Annotated in this window: 14 protein-coding genes; 8 read left to right on the forward strand and 6 right to left on the reverse strand. The window is 65.0% G+C overall.

Translation table 11 applies throughout. The features are described 5' to 3' along the window. The first annotated feature begins 2 nt into the window (after positions 1-2). Positions 3-3,248 carry a multidrug efflux RND transporter permease subunit gene (locus ACYQ0L_RS04555; protein ID WP_459787736.1) on the forward strand — a complete coding sequence of 1,082 codons (3,246 nt, stop codon included), beginning with the start codon at positions 3-5 and terminating at the stop codon, positions 3,246-3,248. Next, positions 3,248-4,705 (forward strand): efflux transporter outer membrane subunit, encoded by a 1,458-nt coding sequence (locus ACYQ0L_RS04560; protein WP_459787737.1) that lies wholly within the window; start codon positions 3,248-3,250, stop codon positions 4,703-4,705. The genes ACYQ0L_RS04555 and ACYQ0L_RS04560 overlap by 1 nt, the downstream gene beginning before the upstream one ends. A gap of 99 nt (positions 4,706-4,804) precedes the next feature. Here the strand turns inward: ACYQ0L_RS04560 and kbl are convergent, their stop codons facing one another. Continuing rightward, positions 4,805-5,989 carry a glycine C-acetyltransferase gene (gene kbl, locus ACYQ0L_RS04565; RefSeq protein WP_459787738.1) on the reverse strand — a complete coding sequence of 395 codons (1,185 nt, stop codon included), beginning with the start codon at positions 5,987-5,989 and terminating at the stop codon, positions 4,805-4,807. An 8-nt stretch (positions 5,990-5,997) separates the two neighbouring features. Then, complete coding sequence (gene tdh / locus ACYQ0L_RS04570; protein ID WP_459787739.1) at positions 5,998-7,023, reverse strand: L-threonine 3-dehydrogenase; 1,026 nt, start codon at positions 7,021-7,023, stop codon at positions 5,998-6,000. A 188-nt stretch (positions 7,024-7,211) separates the two neighbouring features. Between tdh and ACYQ0L_RS04575 the strand changes: the two genes are divergently transcribed. Next, positions 7,212-7,886 (forward strand): response regulator transcription factor, encoded by a 675-nt coding sequence (locus ACYQ0L_RS04575; RefSeq protein WP_459787740.1) that lies wholly within the window; start codon positions 7,212-7,214, stop codon positions 7,884-7,886. Between the two features lie 119 nt (positions 7,887-8,005). Here ACYQ0L_RS04575 and ACYQ0L_RS04580 read toward each other — a convergent pair whose 3' ends face one another. From ACYQ0L_RS04580 to ACYQ0L_RS04590, 3 genes are all read right to left on the reverse strand, one after another. Further along, a complete protein-coding gene (locus ACYQ0L_RS04580; RefSeq protein WP_459787742.1) occupies positions 8,006-10,789 on the reverse strand; it encodes a TonB-dependent receptor domain-containing protein in 2,784 nt (927 codons plus the stop codon). Between the two features lie 132 nt (positions 10,790-10,921). Next, positions 10,922-12,496 carry a hypothetical protein gene (locus ACYQ0L_RS04585; protein ID WP_459787743.1) on the reverse strand — a complete coding sequence of 525 codons (1,575 nt, stop codon included), beginning with the start codon at positions 12,494-12,496 and terminating at the stop codon, positions 10,922-10,924. 255 nt (positions 12,497-12,751) lie between these two features. Next, complete coding sequence (locus ACYQ0L_RS04590; RefSeq protein WP_459787744.1) at positions 12,752-14,062, reverse strand: sulfotransferase family protein; 1,311 nt, start codon at positions 14,060-14,062, stop codon at positions 12,752-12,754. Between the two features lie 117 nt (positions 14,063-14,179). On the opposite strand from ACYQ0L_RS04590, the gene serS reads away from it, so the two are divergent. From serS to ACYQ0L_RS04605, 3 genes are all read left to right on the forward strand, one after another. Further along, positions 14,180-15,463 carry a serine--tRNA ligase gene (gene serS, locus ACYQ0L_RS04595; RefSeq protein ID WP_459787745.1) on the forward strand — a complete coding sequence of 428 codons (1,284 nt, stop codon included), beginning with the start codon at positions 14,180-14,182 and terminating at the stop codon, positions 15,461-15,463. A gap of 169 nt (positions 15,464-15,632) precedes the next feature. Further along, entirely contained in the window at positions 15,633-16,394 is a 762-nt protein-coding gene (gene surE, locus ACYQ0L_RS04600; RefSeq protein WP_459787746.1) for a 5'/3'-nucleotidase SurE, read from the forward strand. Positions 16,395-16,470: 76 nt separating this feature from the next. After that, positions 16,471-17,589 (forward strand): potassium channel family protein, encoded by a 1,119-nt coding sequence (locus tag ACYQ0L_RS04605; protein ID WP_459787747.1) that lies wholly within the window; start codon positions 16,471-16,473, stop codon positions 17,587-17,589. Positions 17,590-17,593: 4 nt separating this feature from the next. On the opposite strand, the gene ACYQ0L_RS04610 is transcribed toward ACYQ0L_RS04605, so the two are convergent. After that, positions 17,594-17,998: a DUF1761 domain-containing protein gene (locus ACYQ0L_RS04610; protein ID WP_459787748.1), complete on the reverse strand. Its 405-nt coding sequence runs from the start codon at positions 17,996-17,998 to the stop codon at positions 17,594-17,596. 75 nt (positions 17,999-18,073) lie between these two features. Between ACYQ0L_RS04610 and rimO the strand changes: the two genes are divergently transcribed. Continuing rightward, positions 18,074-19,456 (forward strand): 30S ribosomal protein S12 methylthiotransferase RimO, encoded by a 1,383-nt coding sequence (gene rimO / locus ACYQ0L_RS04615; protein WP_459787749.1) that lies wholly within the window; start codon positions 18,074-18,076, stop codon positions 19,454-19,456. Between the two features lie 49 nt (positions 19,457-19,505). After that, positions 19,506-20,303 (forward strand): transglutaminase-like domain-containing protein, encoded by a 798-nt coding sequence (locus ACYQ0L_RS04620; protein WP_459787751.1) that lies wholly within the window; start codon positions 19,506-19,508, stop codon positions 20,301-20,303. Positions 20,304-20,391 lie beyond the last annotated feature (88 nt).

Consider the following 20,391-nt stretch of genomic DNA (forward strand, 5'->3'; position numbering starts at 1 on the left):
TCATGGCACGCTTCTTCATCGATCGCCCCATCTTCGCATGGGTCGTCTCGCTCGGCATCCTGCTCGCCGGCTTCATGGCCCTGCGGGCCCTGCCGATCGAGCAATATCCCGAGGTCGCCCCGCCCTCGCTCGCAATCAACGTCGTCTATCCCGGTGCCGATGCGGAAACGCTGGAAGAAAACGTCACCCAGGTGATCGAGCAGCAGCTCAACGGCGTCGACGGCTTTCTCTACATGTCCTCCTCCAGTGCCTCCAACGGCACGGCCAGCATCACGCTGACCTTCGAGGCCGGGACCGATATCGATATCGCCCAGACCGAGGTGCAGAACCGACTGAGCACGGTCGAAGCGCGGCTGCCGGAAGAGGTCCGCCGCCAGGGCATCACCGTGCGACAGGCCAATGCGGGCTTCCTGCTGATCGTCGCGCTGACGTCCGAAAGCGGCGCACTGAGCACGACCGACTTGGGTAATATCGCCTCTACGCGGGTGGTGGACGAATTGCGCCGGGTGAACGGGGTCGGCGATGTCACCCTGTTCGGGTCGCAATACGCGATGCGCATCTGGCTCGATCCCGACGCGCTGGCGTCCTACAATCTTTCACCCTCGACCGTGCTGGCCGCGATCCGCGAACAGAACGCGCAGACCGCAGGGGGCTCGATCGGGGCGAAGCCGCTGGCCGACGACCAGCAGATCACCGCAACCATCTCCACCGATGGTCGCTTCACGACCCCGGAAGAGTTCGAGAACATCATCCTGCGCGCCGACAGCGGAGCAGCGGTGGTGCGGCTCGGCGAAGTCGCCCGGGTCGAGATCGGGGCACAAAGCTACGCCACCTCGACCACGCTCAACGGGCAGCCGATGGCCGGCATGGCCATCCAGCTTGCCACCGGCGCAAATGCGCTGGCCGCGGCCGAGGGCGTGAAGGAACGCATGGCTGAGATCGCGCCCGGCCTGCCGGCCGATGTCGCCTGGTCGATTCCCTACGACACCACGCCTTTCGTCGAAGCGTCCGTCCACGAAGTGGTCAAGACGCTGGTCGAGGCGATGGTCCTCGTCTTCCTCGTCATGTTCCTGTTCCTCCAGAACTGGCGCGCGACGCTGATCCCGACCCTCGTGGTGCCCATAGCCCTTGCGGGCGCGTGCCTCGGCCTTTGGATGTTCGGCTTTTCGATCAACGTGCTGTCGCTGTTCGGGATGGTTCTGGCGATCGGTATCCTGGTCGACGACGCGATCGTTGTGATCGAGAATGTCGAGCGGATCATGCGCGAAGAAGGCCTGCCGCCCGTGCAGGCGACGCGCAAGGCGATGGGTCAGATCACCGGCGCGATCATCGGTATCACCGCCGTGCTTATCGCGGTGTTCCTGCCGATGGCATTCTTCCCCGGATCGACGGGCGGAATTTATCGCCAGTTCTCGGTCACGCTAGCTATCGCGATCTTCTTCTCCGCATTTCTGGCGCTGTCGCTCACGCCCGCGCTGTGCGCGACCTTCCTCAAGCCGATCGAGAAGGGGCACGACCATCTGGCCGAGCCCGCGATCGACACCGAGGCGGAAGCCCAGCCCGGCTGGCGCGGTCGCGTCGCGAAGGCGCGCAACCTGTCCACGCGCTTCTTCGGCGGCTTCAACCGCTGGTTCTCGCGAATGCAGGACAAGTATGGACGCGCCAACGACCGGATCCTGTCGCGCCCCTGGCGTGCCTTCGCAATCTTCCTTGCGCTGGGCCTCGTCACGGTCCTGCTGTTCATGCGTCTGCCTTCCGCCTTCCTGCCGACCGAGGACCAGGGCTACCTGATCACCGCCGTGCAGGCCCCGCCGGGGGCCACGCAGGAGCGGACCGACGAGGCGCTCAAGCCGATCACCGATTACTGGATGGGTCGCGAAGAGGTCGAAAATCTCGTCGTCGTGCGCGGCTTCAGCTTCTTCGGCCAAGGCCAAAACAACGCCCTGATGTTCTCCCCCTTCAAGCCCTGGGAGGAACGCACCGGAGACGGCAGCAGCGCCGAAGCGATGCTCGCCGATGCAACCGGGCGCTTCAGCCAGATCGACGGCGCGATGGCCTTCGTGATCCAGCCGCCCGCGATCCAGTCTCTCGGCCAGGCGAGCGGCTTCACCCTGAAGCTGCAGGACCGTGGCGGGGTCGGGCGTGAAGCGCTGACCGCGGCACGCGACCAGCTGCTGGGGATGGCGTCGCAAAGCCCGATGATTGCCAACCTGCGTCCCGAGGACCAGGGCCCCAGCCCCGAGGTCGAAATCGACATCGACCGCGTGCAGGCCCGTGCGCTCGGCCTGTCGTTGTCGGACGTGAATGCCGCGCTCTCGATCACTTTCGGTTCGGCCTATGCCAACGACTTCAACCGGCAGGGCCGGGTCTTGCAGGTGCTGGTGCAGGCCGATGCGCCCTACCGGATGACGCCCGAGGACGTGCTGGCGCTGCGCATTCCCAACGCGCAGGGCGAACTGGTGCCCTTCAGCGCCTTCGCCACCGCCGAGTGGTCGGCAGCGCCTGCCAGCCTCTCGCGCTACAACGGCTACCCGGCAATGACCCTGTCGGGCATGGCTGCACCGGGCAAATCGTCGGGCGCCGCGCTCGCCGAGATGGAGCAGCTCGCCAGCCAGTTGCCGCAGGGCATCGGTTACGAGTGGACCGGCATTTCTTATGAGGAAAAGCAGGCTGGCGGCCAGATCGGCCTGCTGCTGGGCCTGTCGGTCGTGATCGTCTTCCTCGTGCTCGCCGCGCTGTACGAAAGCTGGGCGGTTCCGCTCGCCGTGCTGCTGATCGTTCCGATGGGCGTGCTGGGCGCGGTGCTGTTCTCGATGCTGCGTGGATTGTCGGCGGACGTCTATTTCAACGTCGGCCTCATCACGATCATCGGCCTCGCCGCGAAGAACGCGATCCTGATCGTCGAATTCGCGATCGAGGAAGAAGAGCGCGGCCTGCGCCGCATCGATGCGGTCAAGGCCGCCGCACGCTTGCGCCTGCGCCCGATCATCATGACCTCGCTCGCCTTCTCGATGGGCATGGTCCCGCTGGTTCTGGCCAGCGGCGCGGGTGCCGCCAGCCGTATCGCGGTCGGCACCGGGGTGATGGGCGGCATGATCGCGGCGACCGTGCTCGGCATCTTCCTGATCCCGATGCTCTACCTGCTGGTGCGCCGCAACGTCAGCCGCAAGCAGCCGCATGCTGCCGGCCATATGGACGATCCGGCGGACGAAAACTCCGGCTCGCAGACCGAAGGAAAGCCCGCGTGATGAACCGTCCCGTCCGAAACCTGTTCGCCCTCGCGCTTGCGTCCACCGCCCTCGCGGGGTGCGCGAGCATGGCGCCCGAACATGTCCGCCCGGAAGCGGCCACCGCACCCGCCTTCGATCCCGAGTACCGGCCCGATGGAGAGGTCGTCGCCTCGCAGCTGTCCTATAGCGAGTGGTTCGCCGACCCCCGTCTGGTCGGGCTGATCTCCAGCGCGCTGGAGAACAATCGCGACCTGCTCGCCGCGACCGCGCGGATCGAACAGGCGCGCGCGCGCTACCGGATTCAGGACAGCCGCACCCTCCCGACGGTGGTCGCCAATGGCAGCGCCACCCGGTCGCGCCAGCCTCTCGGCGTCAATCCCGCGCTCGATGCGGGCGATGTCGAGGGGGCACCCGATTCGATTACCTCGAACCGGTTCGAGGTCGGCGTGGGGGTCAGCTCGTTCGAGCTCGACTTCTGGGGCCGTGTCGCCAGCCTGCGCGATCAGGCGCGGGCCGAATACCTCTCGACCGTGGCGGCGCAGCGCGCGTTCTACCTCTCGCTCATCGCCGATACGGCAACGACCTATTTCGAGATCGTGGAGACCGAAGAGCAGATCGCGCTCGCGGAGCAGACGGCCGAAAGCCGCCGCGAGGGCCTGCGGATCGCCGAATTGCGGCTTGCCAACGGCGTGACTTCCGCCCTCCCCTATCGCCAGGCGGAAACCCTGCTGACCCAGGCCGAACAGCAGTTGGCGAGCGAGAAGCTCGCGCTGGCGCAGCTGCGCAACCAGCTCGCCGTGCTGGTCGGCGGGACCGTGCCTGCAGGCCTGCCCGACGGGCTGTCCCTCGAAGCGCAGGGCGACAAGCGGCGGCTCGCCGCGGGCCTGCCCTCCGATCTCCTGCTGGTCCGGCCCGATATCATCGCCGCCGAAGAACAGTTGCGCGCGGCCCGCGCCAATATCGGCGCTGCGCGTGCGGCGTTCTTCCCCACGATCTCGCTGACCGGGAATGCCGGGTTCTCCTCCAACAGCCTCGACGGCCTGTTCTCGGGCGACGGGTTGGGGTGGAGTTTCGGGCCGAGCATCTCGCTGCCGATCTTCGACTGGGGCGGCCGCGAGGCCGATCTCGATCTCGCGCAGGCGCTGGAGGTGGAGCAGGTCGCCACCTACGACCGCACCGTGCAAGGCGCGTTCCGCGAAGTATCCGATGCCCTCGCCGGGCGTCGTTACCTCGCCGAACAGGTCGCGACGCTGGAGCGCGCGGTCGAGGCGCAGGAGCGGATCGCGCGCATCGCACGGCTGCGCTATCGCGAGGGCGTGGCCGACTACCTCGAAGTGCTCGACGCCGAACGCAACCTGTTCAGCGCGCGCCAGCAGCTGCTGGCGACCGAACGTGCCTGGCTGCAGAACCGCGCGACGCTGTTCGTGGCGCTCGGCGGCGGTGCCGGTCCGGTCTCCGCGCCCCCAGCCCCCTGACCTGCGGACGAAGCACGCAAATGAAAGGGCGACGGGCTTCCACCCGCCGCCCTTTTTTCTTTCCCGTCGAGAACGTGCGCTGCCGCCCCAGGGTCGGGTTCAGTTTCCGCTCGCCTCCTTGGCGCGCCCGAAGGCCGCCAGCGCGGTCTCGACGTCTTGCTCGCTCAGCGCGGAAGACATCTGCGTGCGAATGCGCGCCTTGCCCTTGGGCACCACCGGGTAGGAGAAGGCGGTCACGTACACGCCTTCGTCCATCGCGGCAGCGGCGAAGCGCTGCGCCTTGTCGGCATCGTAGAACATGATCGGAATGATCGGGTGCTCGCCCGGGATCAGGTCGAAGCCCAGCTCTTCCAGCCCTTCGCGGAACCGCGTCGTGTTGCGCCGCAACCGTTCGAGCGCGGTCCCTTCGCGCACCCGCTCCATCGACTTGAGGCTGCCCGCCACGACCGGCGGCGCAACCGTGTTGGAGAACAGGTAGGGGCGCGAACGCTGGCGCAGCAGCGCCACGATTTCTTTCTTGGCGGAGGTGTAGCCGCCGCTCGCCCCGCCCAGCGCCTTGCCCAGCGTACCCGTCGTAATGTCCACCCGGCCCATGCAGCCGCGATATTCGTGCGTCCCGCGGCCGGTTTCGCCGAGGAAGCCGGTCGCGTGGCAATCGTCGAAATGGACCAGCGCGCCGTACTTTTCCGCAAGGTCGCAGATCTTGTCGAGCTGGGCGATATGCCCGTCCATCGAGAACACGCCGTCGGTCGTGATCAGCTTGAAGCGCGCACCCGCCGCGTCCGCCGCCTTCAGCTGCGCTTCCAGATCGGCCATGTCGTTGTTCTTGTAGCGGTAGCGCTGCGCCTTGCAGAGGCGCACGCCGTCGATGATGCTGGCATGGTTAAGCTCGTCGGAAATCACCGCATCTTCCGCGCCCAGCAGGACTTCGAACAGACCGCCATTGGCATCGAAGCAGGAGGGATAGAGGATCGTGTCCTCCATGCCGAGGAAATCCGACAGTTCGGCCTCTAGCTGCTTGTGGATGTCCTGCGTGCCGCAGATGAAGCGGACAGACGCCATGCCGAAGCCGCGCTCGTCCAGCCCTGCGTGCGCCGCCGCCATCACGTCGGGATGGTTGGCGAGGCCGAGGTAGTTGTTGGCGCACAGATTGATCAGCTCGCGCCCGTCCACCTCGACCTTGGCATCCTGCTGCGAGGCGATGAAGCGCTCGTTCTTGGTCAGGTTCTGGGCCTCGATCGCGTCGAGTTCGCCCTGGATATGGGCCTGGAATTCACCGTACATGTTGTTCTCTACTCCCAGTTCAGCACGACCTTGCTGGCCTCGCCCGAAAGCATGGCGGCAAAGCCCTGCTCGAAATCGTCGACCGGCAGGCGGTGGGTGATGATCGGCGAAAGGTCCAGCCCGCTCTGGATAAAGACGGACATCTTGTACCAGGTCTCGAAGATCTCGCGCCCGTAGACGCCCTTCAGCGTCAGCATGTTGAAGATGACCTTGTGCCAGTCGATCCGCACGTCACCCGCGGGCAGGCCGAGGATGGCGACCTTGCCGCCGTGGCACATGTTGTCGATCAGCGAGGCGAAGCCGGGTTCGCTGCCCGACATTTCGAGGCCGACATCGAAGCCTTCGGTCATGCCCAGCTCCTGCTGGACAGCCGCCAGGTTCTCGCGCGTGACGTTGACGGTGCGGGTCGCGCCCATCTTCTTGGCGAGCGCCAGCCGCTCATCGTTGAGATCGGTGATGACGACATGGCGCGCACCCGCATGGCGGCACACGGCGGCGGCCATGATGCCGATCGGCCCCGCGCCGACCACCAACACATCCTCACCCAGAACATCGAACTGCAAGGCGGTGTGGACCGCATTACCGAAGGGATCGAACAGCGAAGCGACGTCGAGATCGATCCTGGGATCGTGCACCCACACATTGGCAGCAGGCAAAGCAAGATATTCGGCAAACGCACCGGGACGGTTGACCCCGATGCCCTTCGCATGGGCGCACATGTGGCGGCGGCCGGCCATGCAGTTGCGGCAGCGCCCGCACACCACGTGGCCCTCCCCGGAGACGATCTGCCCGATCCGGAAGTCACCGGCATTGTCGCCGATCTCCACGATCTCGCCCACGAACTCGTGACCGACGATCATCGGGACGGGAATCGTCTTCTGCGCCCACTCGTCCCATTTCCAGATATGCATATCTGTGCCGCAGATTGCGGTGCGGCGTACTTTGATGAGCACATCGTTGACGCCCACTTCCGGTTCCGGGCTATCCTGCATCCAAAGGCCGGGTTCCGCCTTGGCCTTGACCAGACTTTTCATCGTTTGCTCATCTCCTGTAACACCGCTGGCTCACCTAGTCCTTTCGCGCCTCAATCCAACGCTGAATGTGACAATCCTGCACGATCTTTCCCCCACTTCTCCCGCCGCCGCAGATGCGTCGCATCGACGTCACGATCCGGTCACAACCGGCAGGCAGGCGTTCGCGCAAGAAGCGGACCGTAAGAGCAATGCGCAAGGTCAATATCCTGCTGACCGGGGCTGTCCCGGTTGCCGATCATAACGCCGGCGAAGACCGGCTCTTCGACTTCCAGACCATTGGTCCGGAGGGGCCCGACAAGCTCGTCGACGGCCCGACCTGGATTTTCGTCGACTGGATCATGCCGGAAATGTCGGGGCTGGAGATGGTCCGCCGCCTGCGTGCGGACGAGCGCCTTGGCGACGCGCACATCACCGTCGTGCTCGAGCGTGACAGCGACGATGACCGGCGGCGCACGATCGAGGCAGGGGCCGACGATTACGTTATAGGCCCGCTGGATCGCAACGGCGTGCTCGACCGGATCCTCGCGCTGCAATCCCAGCGCGGGATCCGCCGCTCGCCCCCGCGCGAGCGCCACGGCCTGCTCGAGGTCATCCCGTCGGCCGAACAGGCCCGCTGGGATGGCGAGCCGCTTCGCCTCAGCCCCAACGAGTTCCGCCTGCTGCGCTATCTCCTGACCCACCGCAGAGAGGTCATCTCGCGCCGCGAAATCATCGCCGGGCTCGGCAAGCTGGAACCGCCGATCGACGAGCGCACGGTAGATGTATGGATCGGACGCTTGCGGCGGGCCCTGCGGGCCGTGGGCGCACCCGACCCGATCCGGACGGTGCGCAACAAGGGCTACGTGCTCGACATCGACGGCTGAGCGATCCCGCCGCGCGCCCGGTTTCGGGCAGCGGCGATCGACTGCCCAACGGAAGAAGGGCCCGCCGCCTTCCGGCCGCGAGCCCTTCCCCTGAAATTTCCGATCGCCAAGACGGTGTCCTAGAACTCCGCCGACAGCGACAGCGCGAAGCTCTGGCCGACCTGGTAGCTGTTGGTGTCGACCCGGCCGGTCTCGTTCTCGATGAAGGTGTACTTGTCCGTGCCCGTCAGGTTGCGGGCCTCGAACTTCAGCTCCAGCGGCAGGCCCACCACGTCGAGACCCTGGCGGACCACCAGGTCGAGACTGGCGCCCGGCTTCTCGATCTCGTCGGGCAGACCGCCGGCATTGATGCCGAGGCGGCTGGCCACCCGCTCGCTCGCATAGGAGAACAGCAGGGTGATCTGGTTGAGCCGGTCGGTATCCTCGAGCCCGATCTGGAAGTTCACCAGATGATCGGACTGGCCGGTCAGCGGGTCTCCGTCACGGAAAAGGTCGGTCGCGGCCACTTCGAACGGGTCGGCATTGGACGTCGGGATCAGCGCGATGTCGTCCTCCCCGACCTTCAGTTCGGACTGGGTGTAGGTGTAGTTCGCGATCAACAGCGCCTTCTTGCTCTCGAAGAAGCCACCCAGATCGTACAGATCGTAGTTCCACACCAGTTCGGCTTCCGCACCATAGAGCTGGGCTTCGGGCGCATTGGCGAAGCTGCTCGACTGGGTGTTGTCCGTGAACTGCGAGAAGACTTCGATCGGCCTGTCGATCTTCTTGTAGAAGCCGGCCAGCGAGACCCGGCTGCCCTGCCCGAAGTAGTACTCGGCCCGCGCTTCGGCGTTGAACAGCTCGCTGTCCTGCAAGGCAGGGTTGCCGCTGAACGAACGCTGGCTTTCGGGGTCGATATAGGTCTGCAGCAGCAGTTCGCGGAACTGGGGCCGCGCGATGGTCTTGGACGCACTCGCCCGCAGCTGCAGGCCGTTTTCGAACTGGTAGGTGATCGTGGCAGACGGCAGCCAGTAATCGTTCGATATGTTGGTGAAGGCATTGAGGTTGGGCTGGTTGGTGAAGATCTGTGCAGGCGTGACCGTCTGCTTGCCGTCTTCGTAACGTAAGCCCGCATCCACCGTCAGACCGTTGAGCAGCGAGAGATTGCCCTTGAGGTAGCCGGCCAGCACTTCGAGCCCCGCGTTGAAGGCCGGGGTATCCTCGGTCAGTTCGCGCAGGTCGATCGGCGCCGCCACGCCCGGGCTGACGAAACCTGGAACATTCGATGCTTCGATGATCGTCGGCGTGATCAGCAGGTCCGGGCGCAGCAGTGCAATTCCGTTCGGGAAGTTGCTCGGCGCGTTGAACTGAAAGAAGCGCCTTTCCGAATACCGCTGGGTATCGGTGTAGGCCGCACCCGCCGTGACCGACAGGGCGTCGGTCAGCGGCACGGTCAGGTCGCCGCCGCCGTAGTAGACCTTCTCGGTCAGGTCGGAGAATGCGACGCTCGCCGCCCCGCCCGGCAGGTTGTTGTCGAGCGGGTTGATGAAGAAATCGCCGAACGGCTGGTTCGGGTTGTTCGTGCGCACGTAGGTGAAGCTGTATTCGTAGGGGCTTTCGCGATCGGTCTGCGCATACCCGGCACGAAGATCGAGCCCGATGTCGCCGAACTTGAACTCGCCGACCACCTGGCTGTCGATCAGCTGGCGCTCGAACCAGGCATTCTGCTGGACGATCTCGTCGAACCCGTCATTGCCCGAGCCCACGACGATGCGGCCCTGGTTGAGCGAGGACTGCTTCAGGCTGTCGCGAATGAACAGGTTGGTCCAGCGGATCTTCTGGTCGCCATATTCCAGCGCCAGGCCGAGCAGACCGTTGGCGAGAATGCGGTTGTCGGTCACGAAGCGGCGGAAGTCGTCCGCCGGTGTAACCTCTGCCTGGCGCACCGGCGTCTGGTTGAGCACGTTGCGGTTGCTCAGCGAGTTGCTCAGGTTGAGCGTCGCAACGATCCCCAGTTCGGCATCGTCGCCGACGAGGAAGCTCGTCCCACCGGTCAGCCCGCCGGAGAAATTGGGCCGCAGGTGGTCAGTCTTCTGCAGCAGGTTGAGGTTGGGCTTGTTCAGCGTGCCGGCGATTGCCTGACGCTCGGCAAGGGGCAGCTCTTCCAGCTCGGTCGAGCCGTCGAGGTAGTTCGCTAGGACCGGCGGAGGATCGCGCCGGCCATTGTCGAAACCGAACCAGTCGAAGTCGCTGCCGTAGTAGAGCAGGCCGTTCTCGAACGTCGTTTCGGTATCGCCGCTGACGCCCAAGCTCAACTTGAGGAAGCTTTCGTCCGGAATCGCCTGGGTGGTCAGGTTGATCACACCGCCGCCGAATTCGCCCGGGAAGTTGGCGGAATAGCTTTTCTGGACGAGCGAAGACGCGATGATGTCGGTCGGGAAGATGTCGAGCGGGACGACACGGCTCAGCGGCTCGGGCGACGGCAGCGGCAGACCGTTCAGCAGCGCCAGCGAGTAGCGATCGCCGAGGCCGCGGACGAACACACGCCCGTTGCCGGTGTTGGAGAGGCCGGTCACGCGGCTCAACGCGCCGGCGATGTCGCCTTCGCCGGTGCGCGCGATGTCTTCGGTGCTGAGGACGGAGACCACCTGGGCGGAGCTGCGCGTGATATCGCGCGGCCCGCGACGGCCGGTCACCGTGATGACGTTGCCACCGGGAACCGAAACATCGACATCGTCCTGCGCAGGATCGATATCGTCATTGTCCGCCGGGTCGATCGGCTCTTCGGCCGGGGTCTGCGTGTCTGGTTGCGAAGCCGCATTGCCGGACGCGGCCGACCCGGTGCTTTGTGCGAAAGCGACACCCGGGAAGGTGAGCGCGGTGGAGAGCAAGAGCAGCCCTGCCAACTGCTTACCGGTGGACATGGTATTAGACCCCCTCATGCTTAAGGTCCGTAAATCTGGGTGCATCCGGCACCTGCGTGCCGATGGTCGCGAAAAAACGGGAAAGGGAGGTGCCCGGCGACAGCCCGCCGGACATCTCCCAACTCATCCCGATCAGGGCGTCGGCAGCGAGTCGCAGCTGCCGGTGTTGTCGGCGCCCAGGACGACGACAGCCGAGTTACAGGTCCAGCCTTCGGCCCAGTTTTCGGCTTCGCTGGTGATCGCGCCGATGTAGGTGCGGGTCGTGAAGAAGCTCGACACCGCCGCCGCATCGAAGATCGGGGTGTAGCCGTTCTCGTTCGCGCCGTTGATGAACGGGGCACCCGTGGTCACGCCCGAAAGGCGCTGCAGCGTGTTGCTGAAGTCCTTCGTGTTGCCCGTGCCAGCATCGAAACGGGTTTCGACCTGCGCTGCGGTGTTGCCGCCACCGTCGCGGAAGTCAGTGGCGCAGTCGAGCGCGACCGAGTTGAACGCAACCGGACCCGATTCGTCGTTTGCACCGGCAGCGCGGTTGAGCGAAACCCCCTGCACGTTGAGGCACGGGGTCGAACCGCCCTGATCCCAGATCAGCGAGTTGAAGAGCGAGAAATCCGAGCTGCCGCGGATGCGGATGCCCCGGTCGCCATTCGCGCTGTTGACCACGAAGGTCGCGTTGTTGATCTGCGTGTTGGTGCGCGGAGCGGATTCTTCGTTGCCGTCCGAGTCCTGCTCGATAACGGTGTCCGAAGCGGTAGAGCGCTGTACGATCAGCAGTTCGTCGAAGAACGCCTTCACGCCGGTATCGGTATCGAGCGAGTCGTCTTCCGCGCCAACCATGATGAACCGCTTGCCCCGCACGGTCCCGCCGAAGAACTCGGCACCGTCGTCGGAGCTGTTGTAGGTCATGATGTTGTTGAAGGTGGTGCCGCTGCCGACGCCGCCGGTCGTAAGCGACTGGAGTTCGTCACCATTCGACAGTGCGAAGCCGGAGAAACGGATCTGGACGTAGCTGAGCGAGCCCGAGCTGTCGGCGGAGTCGGTACCGCCGTACAGGATCTGGTTGGTCGCGCCTTCCACGATGCGCTGGCAGGTGTTGGCGGCTTCGTTGCCGACGAAGCAGTCGGTCACGGGAGCGCGGCCCGAAAGGATGATGCCGCCCCACTGACCCGACGTGTCGGCGCTGGTGCTGCCTTCCACGTTCTGACGGCTGGTGAAGATGATCGGCTGGCTTGCGGTGCCATTGGCGACCAGCTTGTTGCCGCGGTTCACATTCAGGAAGTCGTTGCCCGAGGCGAACACGATCACGCCCGGCTCGATGTCCAGCGTGACGACCGTTCCGGTCGAAGCGAAGCCCTGGTCCACGCCGACATCGGTCTGGCCGTTGAGTTCGTACAGCACACCTTCCTGGTACGGCAGGGTCGACGACGCGGTGAAGCTCGCCGGCAGGCGACAGCGACGATATTCGCCAGTCGGGCCGGTGATCGTACCGAGGTCGAGCAGCTGCACCGGGTTGGCGATCTGCGGGCAATCGGCCGCCGGGGTCACCAGCGACGAGGTGGGGGCCGGCGTCGGCGACGGTGCCGGCGGCGGAGTGGGATTGTTGATCGTCACGTTGCCGCCCGTGCCGGGCGAAACGATTTCGTCTGCGCCGCAGCCGGCAAGTGCCAGCGCGCTGCAGCCGAGTACGAGCGTGCGATGGAGATTTTTCACAGCGAGCGGTCCCCTCAAAAAACCGAAGAATCGAACATACGGACGCGAATTTTGATCGCATGAGAGGCGCTAGGGATGAGGAGTGACAGTTTCGGGGCCGGTCCATGACAGTTTAAGGACCGATCCGTGACAGTGCGGTTGCAGCGGCCGGGCCACGCCTTCTTTACTGCCATTTTTCTTCGCGTTTTTGGGAGCGAAACAATTCTTTCGTCTCTGCAACGCGATCTCGCAATCGTTGGTAAGCGATTTTGCGCTTCAGATCGTCGCCCGCTCCCGCCGCAGCTTCTGTGCAGCAGACATCGGCGAGCTTTCTTCGGGAATTGCGAAACGCGCGGCGTAAGGCGTAAAGCGCTGGCGCACCTCGTCTTCGACCAGGCCGAACTGTTCGAGGCTGTAGGTGTGCGGAGTGCGTTTGAGTTTCTGCGACCGGTCGAGAAACTGGCGCATCGCGGGCAGCGCAGGCTCGATATCGAGATCGAGAAAGGCATAGATGCGCGCCATCGTACCTTGCCAGTCCCGGTCCATCGCGTCGTATCCGACGTCGATCCGGCGATCGGCGGGGACGAGCGAACGTGCCGCCATCATCCGCTCCACCTGGAGCACGCTCTTGCGCATCCATTCCTCGCCGACGTCGTGCGGCGTGACTTCGTCCGAATAGATCGCGGTCTGGTTCCACGCGAGCGAGGCGGCGCTGCCGACGATCTTCTTGGGATCTCTATGCGTGAAGATGATGCGTGCGTCGGGAAAGACGTTGAGCAGTGCGGGCAGGTCCAGCATGTGCTGCGGGGTCTTGAGGATCCACGGGCGGATCTCGCTCACCTGCTGCGACCAGCCCACCAGCCGCAGAAGATCGGCGAGGTGGCAATAGGCGGGTGTCGCGTCGATCCGTTCGCACCAGCGGCCATAGGTGGGTACGCGCCACTGCGCCTCGTGCTTCATGCCGTACATCGAGTTGACCAGCAGGCCCAGCTCTTCCTCCGGCTCGAACGGGCCGGTCGGATGTATTGAAAGCGTGCGCGGATTGGCGAGCCGCGCGACGCGCATGATCCGCTTGGCCAGTATCGGGCGAAAATCGCGCTTCTCGCCGGCGAGCACCTGTTCGAAATCGAGCTGCGGGATCGGCGAAATGGTTTCGAAGCTGCGCATGTGGCTGAAGCGGTGATCGCTCGCGAGCAGGCGATGCAGGCGCGTGGTACCCGATCGCATCGGCCCCACGATCACCACCGGGCGCCTGATCGACCGTTCGAGAATCTCCGGGCGGCGCTTAAACCACTCGCGTGCGATCAGGCGGTCGCGCAGGACCTTGCCGAACTGCAGCCGCGCCGCGAATTCGCCCGCAGTGTTCAGGCCTGCTTCCGCGTGGATCGAATCGAGCAGGACGGAAAAGGGCTGTTCGAACCAGGGACCGCCAAAATCCTCGAGCCCCGTCTCCGCCACCGCGCGATCCATCAGCACGTCTTTTTCAAGGCGGGATGGCGCGACGAGGCCGACCCGCTGACCAAGACCGATGGCGCCCTGCAGAATGTCTATGAAGGGAGTGCGCTGCGGGGCCGCGTTGGTTGTCATTTATAAAGCACTCTATTTGCGCATGTTGCAGCCTCCCGTCCCCAACGGCCCGACACGCGGTTGGTGCCCCCAAGTTGCCACTGGTCAAGCCCCGCCATGCCCGCCATATGCGCGGCCATGCACGATATCGCCATGATCCGACAGGCCCCCGAAGCCTTCGACGCAGGACTTGCACGACGCGGAGCGGAGCCGGTTTCGTCCCGCCTGCTCGACCTCGACACCCGCCGCCGCGCGGTGCTGACTGAACTGCAGGATGCGCAGAACCGACGCAATGCCGCCTCCAAGGCGATCGGGCAGGCGATGAGCAAGGGCGACACCAACGAGGCGGAGCGGCTGAAGGCGGAAGTCGGCGAACTCAAGGCGACCACCCTGCCCCAGCTGGAAGAGCAGGCGCGCGCAATCGGCGGCGAACTGGACGAACTGCTCGCCGGTATTCCCAACCTGCCCGCCGGGGACGTCCCGGAAGGTGCGGGCGAGGACGAGAATGTCGAAATCGCCAAATGGGGCGAAAAGCGCGAATTCGATTTCGATCCGAAGGAGCACGCCGATATAGGCCCGATTCTGGGCCTCGATTTCGAGATCGGTGCCGACATCGCGGGTGCGCGCTTCACCTTCCTGCGCGGCGGCATCGCTCGCCTGCACCGCGCGCTCGGCCAGTTCATGCTCGACCGGCAGACGACCGAGAACGGCTATCTCGAATGCAATCCGCCGCTGCTGGTGCGCGATGAGGCTCTTTTCGGCACGGGACAACTGCCCAAGTTCGCCGAGGACCTGTTCCATACCACCGACGGCCGCTGGTTGATTCCCACCGCCGAGGTCAGCCTGACCAACGCGGTGCGTGGCAAGATCGTCGAGGAGCAGTTCCTGCCGCTGCGCATGACCGCGCTGACGCAGTGCTTCCGCTCCGAAGCGGGCGCGGCGGGCAAGGATACGCGCGGCTTCATCCGCCAGCACCAGTTCGAGAAGGTCGAGCTGGTCAGCATAGTGCGTCCCGAAGACAGCGAGGCGGAGCATGAGCGCATGACGCAGTGCGCCGAAGGCATCCTGCAGGCGCTCGGCCTGCCCTATCGCAAGATGCTGCTGTGCACCGGCGACATGGGCTTCGGCGCGAGCAAGACCTACGATCTGGAAGTCTGGCTGCCCGGGCAAAGCGCCTATCGCGAGATTTCCAGCTGCTCCAACATGGGTGATTTCCAGGCCCGCCGGATGAGTGCACGCTATCGCCCCGAAAGCGGCGGCAAGAAAACCGAGTTCGTCCATACGCTCAACGGCTCCGGCCTCGCGGTCGGGCGCACGCTGGTGGCGGTGCTGGAGAACTACCAGAACGAAGACGGCAGCGTCGACGTGCCCGAAGCGCTCCATCCCTACATGGGTGGGCTGACCCGGATCAGCCCCGAGTAATTAGTTCGTCACCCCGGCACTGACCCGGGGTCGGTGCTTTTTTCCGCACCTTCGGACCGCTTGGCGCGCTTGGACAGAAGAAGCACCGGGCCCGGATCAAGTCCGGGCCGACGCTTAAATTGAAGGTGCCGGTCGGAAACGACATGAACTGCATTAAAGGACGCAGCGAATGAAAATCCTCCTCACCAACGACGACGGCGTGCATGCCCCCGGTATCGAGGTACTCGAAGAGATCGCTCGGGCGTTCTCCGACGATATCTGGATCTGCGCCCCGGACGAGGAGCAGTCGGGCATGGGCCACGCGCTCACGCTCACCCGCCCCGTCCGCCTTCGCAAGCATGGCGAGCGGCGCTTCTCTGTCACCGGCACGCCGACCGACGCGGTCACGATGGGCTTGCGCCAGGTTATGGGCGGCGAGCCCGACGTGATCCTCTCAGGCGTCAACCGCGGCGCCAACCTCGCCGACGACATCACCTATTCGGGGACGGTTTCTGCCGCGATCGAAGGCGCGCTGGCGGGCATTCGTTCGATCGCACTGAGCCAGGTGACGAGCAAGGACGGCGCGGCGACCGAAGACACGTTCGAAGCCGCGCGCGCCTGGGGCGCCAAGGTTCTCGGCCCGCTGCTCGACACGCCGCTGCCCAAGCGCACGCTGGTCAATGTCAACTTTCCCGCCCTGCCCGCCGATGCGATCAAAGGCATTCGCGCCGTGAGGCAGGGTTTTCATGACTATTCGCGCGGGACGGTAGTGGAAGGGCGCGATCCGCGCGGCTTCCAGTATTACTGGTTCGGCCTGCAGGCGATCGAGCACACGCTCGATCACGGCACCGATCTGGAAGCGATCGACGAAGGCTACGTCTCGGTCACCCCGCTCCAGCTCGATCTCACGCACCATGCCTCGCTCGGCGAGCTTGGCGAGCGGTTCGGCTGACCTGCGCCGCATCGCGCATGTTGCCGCGCCGTGCCTGCCTCGCTAACCCATCCTTCCCGATGATCGAGCACCAGTCATGAGCCGCGAGAAACAGCAGGTCGAACGTGTCGGCAGCGGCGCGAGCGCGCGCGATGTGCGCGGGCCGAGCTTCCAGCCGCTGCGCCGAGCCCTCAAGGTCCCCGTATGGGGCGACCTGTCCATTCGGCTAGGCCTGGCGCTGGGCCTCATCTTCCTCGTCATCATGATCCACTGGTGGGATCGCGACGGCTTGGTCGACAATCTCGACGGCGAGATCAGCTTTTCCGATGTCGTCTACTTCACCATGATCTCGATCACCACGACCGGGTTCGGAGACATCGCACCGATCACCGATCGCGCCAGACTGGTCGAAGCGTGGATCGTGACGCCGGTCCGCTTCGCGGTCCTCTTCATTTTCGTCGGCACGGCCTACAACTTCCTCATTCAGCGCAGCTGGGAAAAATTCCGCATGAAACGCATCCAGGAGAAACTGTCGGACCATGTGGTGGTGCTCGGCTACGGAGTGTCCGGCTCCGAATCGGTCAACGAGCTGATCGACCGCGGCACGGATCCGCACTGCATCGTCGTCATCGATCCGAACGAGGACCGGCTGTCAGATGCCGAAGCGCTGGGCTGCAATGTCATGGCCGGCGATGCGACCCGCGACGAAACCCTCAAGGCGGTCAAGATCGACCGCGCGCAGAGCGTGCTCGTATCGGCAGGACGCGACGACACCTCGATCCTGATCGTGCTGACCGTACGCGCGCTGGCCCCCAGCGTGCCGATCAGCGTGGTCGTTCGCGCCGCCGATAACGAGAGCATCGCGCGTCAGGCGGGCGCCAACAACGTCATTAATCCCGTCCACTTCACCGGCCTGCTCCTGGCAGGCAGCGTGCGGGGTGCGCATATCGCGGATTACCTCGCCGATCTCGCCTCCGTCGCGGGGCGCGTCCAGCTGGTCGAACGCGCGGTGACGGCGGAGGAATGCGGTCTGCCGATCAGCGACCTCAAGACTGGCGGGCGCGGCCTGCGTATCTACCGCAACGGCGAGGCGCTGGGCTTCTGGGAAGACGAGTGCCAGAACCTGCGCGCGGGCGACATCGTGGTCGAGATCGTGCCGACCGTCGACGGGGAGGAACGCGGCGACGGGCACAACGGGCATTCCATGCCCAGCTGACCGGTCAGCGCAGCAGCACGAAGACCGCGCCCATTGCCGCCATCGCGGTGACGAAGAATCCCGCGTCGATCGCGAACACGCGGCCCGGCACGTTGAGGTAAAGGTAGCGGATGCCTACCGCAGGCACCATCAGCATCAGGCCGTAGCCGACCGCGATCATCATCATCGCGCGCACGCTCGGCGTGCTCATTGCGAACTGGTGTGCCAGCGTCAGCGAAATCAGCAGCGCGAAGGCAAAGGTCAGCCCGAACACCAGCCAGATAGGCCGATCGCCGCTGAACTCGGCATCCTCGCCGCGGCCCACCGCGCGCTTCCACACCTTGCCGAACAGCACGCCGTACCAGACCATGCCGACGAGGAAGAACGCGGCTGCGCCCAGCAGCACTTGCACAAAATCGATTCCACCCAAGATCATATCCTTCCCGCCGGTTTCGCGAGGCGCCCTAGCCTATTGCGAAGTTCGGGTGTAGAGGCGCGCGCAATCATGGCCACAACCACCACACCGATCCCCGACCCCAAGAAGGTCGGCATGGTCAGCCTCGGCTGTCCCAAGGCGCTCGTCGATAGCGAACGCATCCTCACGCGCCTGCGCGCCGACGGCTACGCGATGAGTGCCGATTACGCGGGCGCAGATATCGTGCTGGTCAACACCTGCGGCTTCCTCGATTCCGCCAAGGAAGAAAGCCTGCAGGCGATCGGCGAAGCGATTGCGGAGAACGGCCGCGTGATCGTGACCGGCTGCATGGGTGACGAGGCGGAAGCGATCCGCGCCGCGCATCCGCAAGTGCTCGCGGTGACAGGCGCACACCAGTACGAGCAGGTCGTGGAAGCGGTGCACGAACATGCTCCGCCGAGCCAGGGGCCCTATGTCGACCTGATCCCCCAGCCCGATCTGGCCGACATTAAGCTGACCCCGCGCCACTACAGCTACCTCAAGATTTCCGAGGGCTGCAATCACTCCTGCGCCTTCTGCATTATCCCCGACCTGCGCGGAAAACTCGCCAGCCGGCGGATCGACGCAGTGCTGCGCGAGGCGGAAAAGCTGGTCGCGGCGGGCACGAAGGAACTGCTGGTCATCAGCCAGGACACCTCGGCCTATGGCGTCGACACGCGCCACGAGGCGCGCGACTGGAAGGGCCGCGAAGTGCGCGCGCATATGACCGACCTGGCGCGCGAGCTGGGCCAGCTGCGCACCGATCAGGGCAGGCCGCCATGGGTTCGGCTGCACTATGTCTATCCCTATCCGCATGTCGACCAGGTCATCCCGCTGATGGCCGAGGGGCTGCTGACGCCCTATCTCGACATCCCGTTCCAGCACGCGGCGCCGTCGGTCCTCAAGCGCATGAAGCGCCCCGCGAACGAAGCAAAGGTGCTCGAACGGCTTAAGAGCTGGCGCGACATATGCCCCGACATCGCTGTGCGCTCCAGCTTCGTGGTCGGCTTCCCGGGCGAGACCGAGGAAGACTTCGAATACCTGCTCGAATGGCTCGAAGAAGCCCAGCTCGACCGCGTGGGCGCCTTCCGGTTCGAACCGGTCGAAGGTGCGGCGGCCAATGCCCTGCCCGATCCCGTGCCCGAGGCGGTAAAAGAAGAACGCTACGCCCGGATCATGGAAGCGACCGCGCGGATCAGCGCGGCGAAGCTTCAGGCCAAGATCGGTCGCACGCTCCCGGTCATCATCGACGAGGTCGGCGAGCCGGACGAGGACGGCGATATCGGTGCAACCGGGCGCAGCCAGGCAGACGCGCCGGAAATCGACGGAAACGTCTTCCTGCGCAATGTTCCCGCCAGTCTCGCGCCCGGCGATATCGTGGAAGTTTCGGTCGAAGACGCCGATGAGCACGATCTTTTCGGCGCGATTGAATAGAACATTTGCGTAATCGGGGCACAGAACGCTTCCCCCTCGGTTCACGAGCATGACCATTTCGATACAGTCCAGCTTCGTCTTTACGGCCGAGCAGCCAACCGATTGTCTGCTTCAGTTCGAGGTGGCGGAGATTCCCGAGCAGGATGTGCTCAAGACGCACACCAGCCTCACGAAGACAGAGCGCTGCACGCGGATCCCGGCTCATGAGGATATCGGCCAGCGCATCTGGGTGCGCTCCGATGGCCGTTTCGAGGCGTCGCATGAGGCCGAAGTTCACATCCAGCGGCAGATCGTCGACCTTGCCGGTCTCGGCCAGCTCGAAGCGCACCAGATGCCGGCCGCGCCGGTACAATATCTCTTCGATTCCGCGTTCTGCCCGGCCGACAGGTTCCAGAGCTTCGTCGAATCGCAGTTCTCCGGCACCTCGGGCGGCGCACGGATCGAGGCCATCCGCGAGTGGGTCTCCGACCGGTTCACCTACGCACCGGGCAGTTCGGACGCGCATACCACCGCGCTCGACAGTTTCGTCGAACGGCGCGGTATCTGCCGGGATTTCGCCCATGTCGTGATCTCGCTCGCCCGGGCGAGCACGATCCCGGCGCGCTATGTCGCCTGCTACGGGCCCGACGTCACCCCGCAAGATTTCCACGCGGTGGCGGAGGTTTTCCTGCACGACCCGGAGAGCGAGAGCGGCGGAACCTGGCAACTGGTCGATGCGACCGGCATGGCCACGGCCGACGAAATCGTGAAAATCGGCGTCGGCCGCGATGCCGCCGACGTCAGCTTCTTGACCAGTTTCGGCATGGTCGAACTCTGCGAAAAGGAGGTCCGCGTCACCCGGGCCTAGGCACGGCCCGACCGGCCGGATCCACGCACGTTAACCTTTGATCGCTATACCGTCCCCAAAAGGGACCCGCACCGACCCCACGGTCGGA

Source organism: Alteriqipengyuania triglochinis (assembly GCF_054655655.1).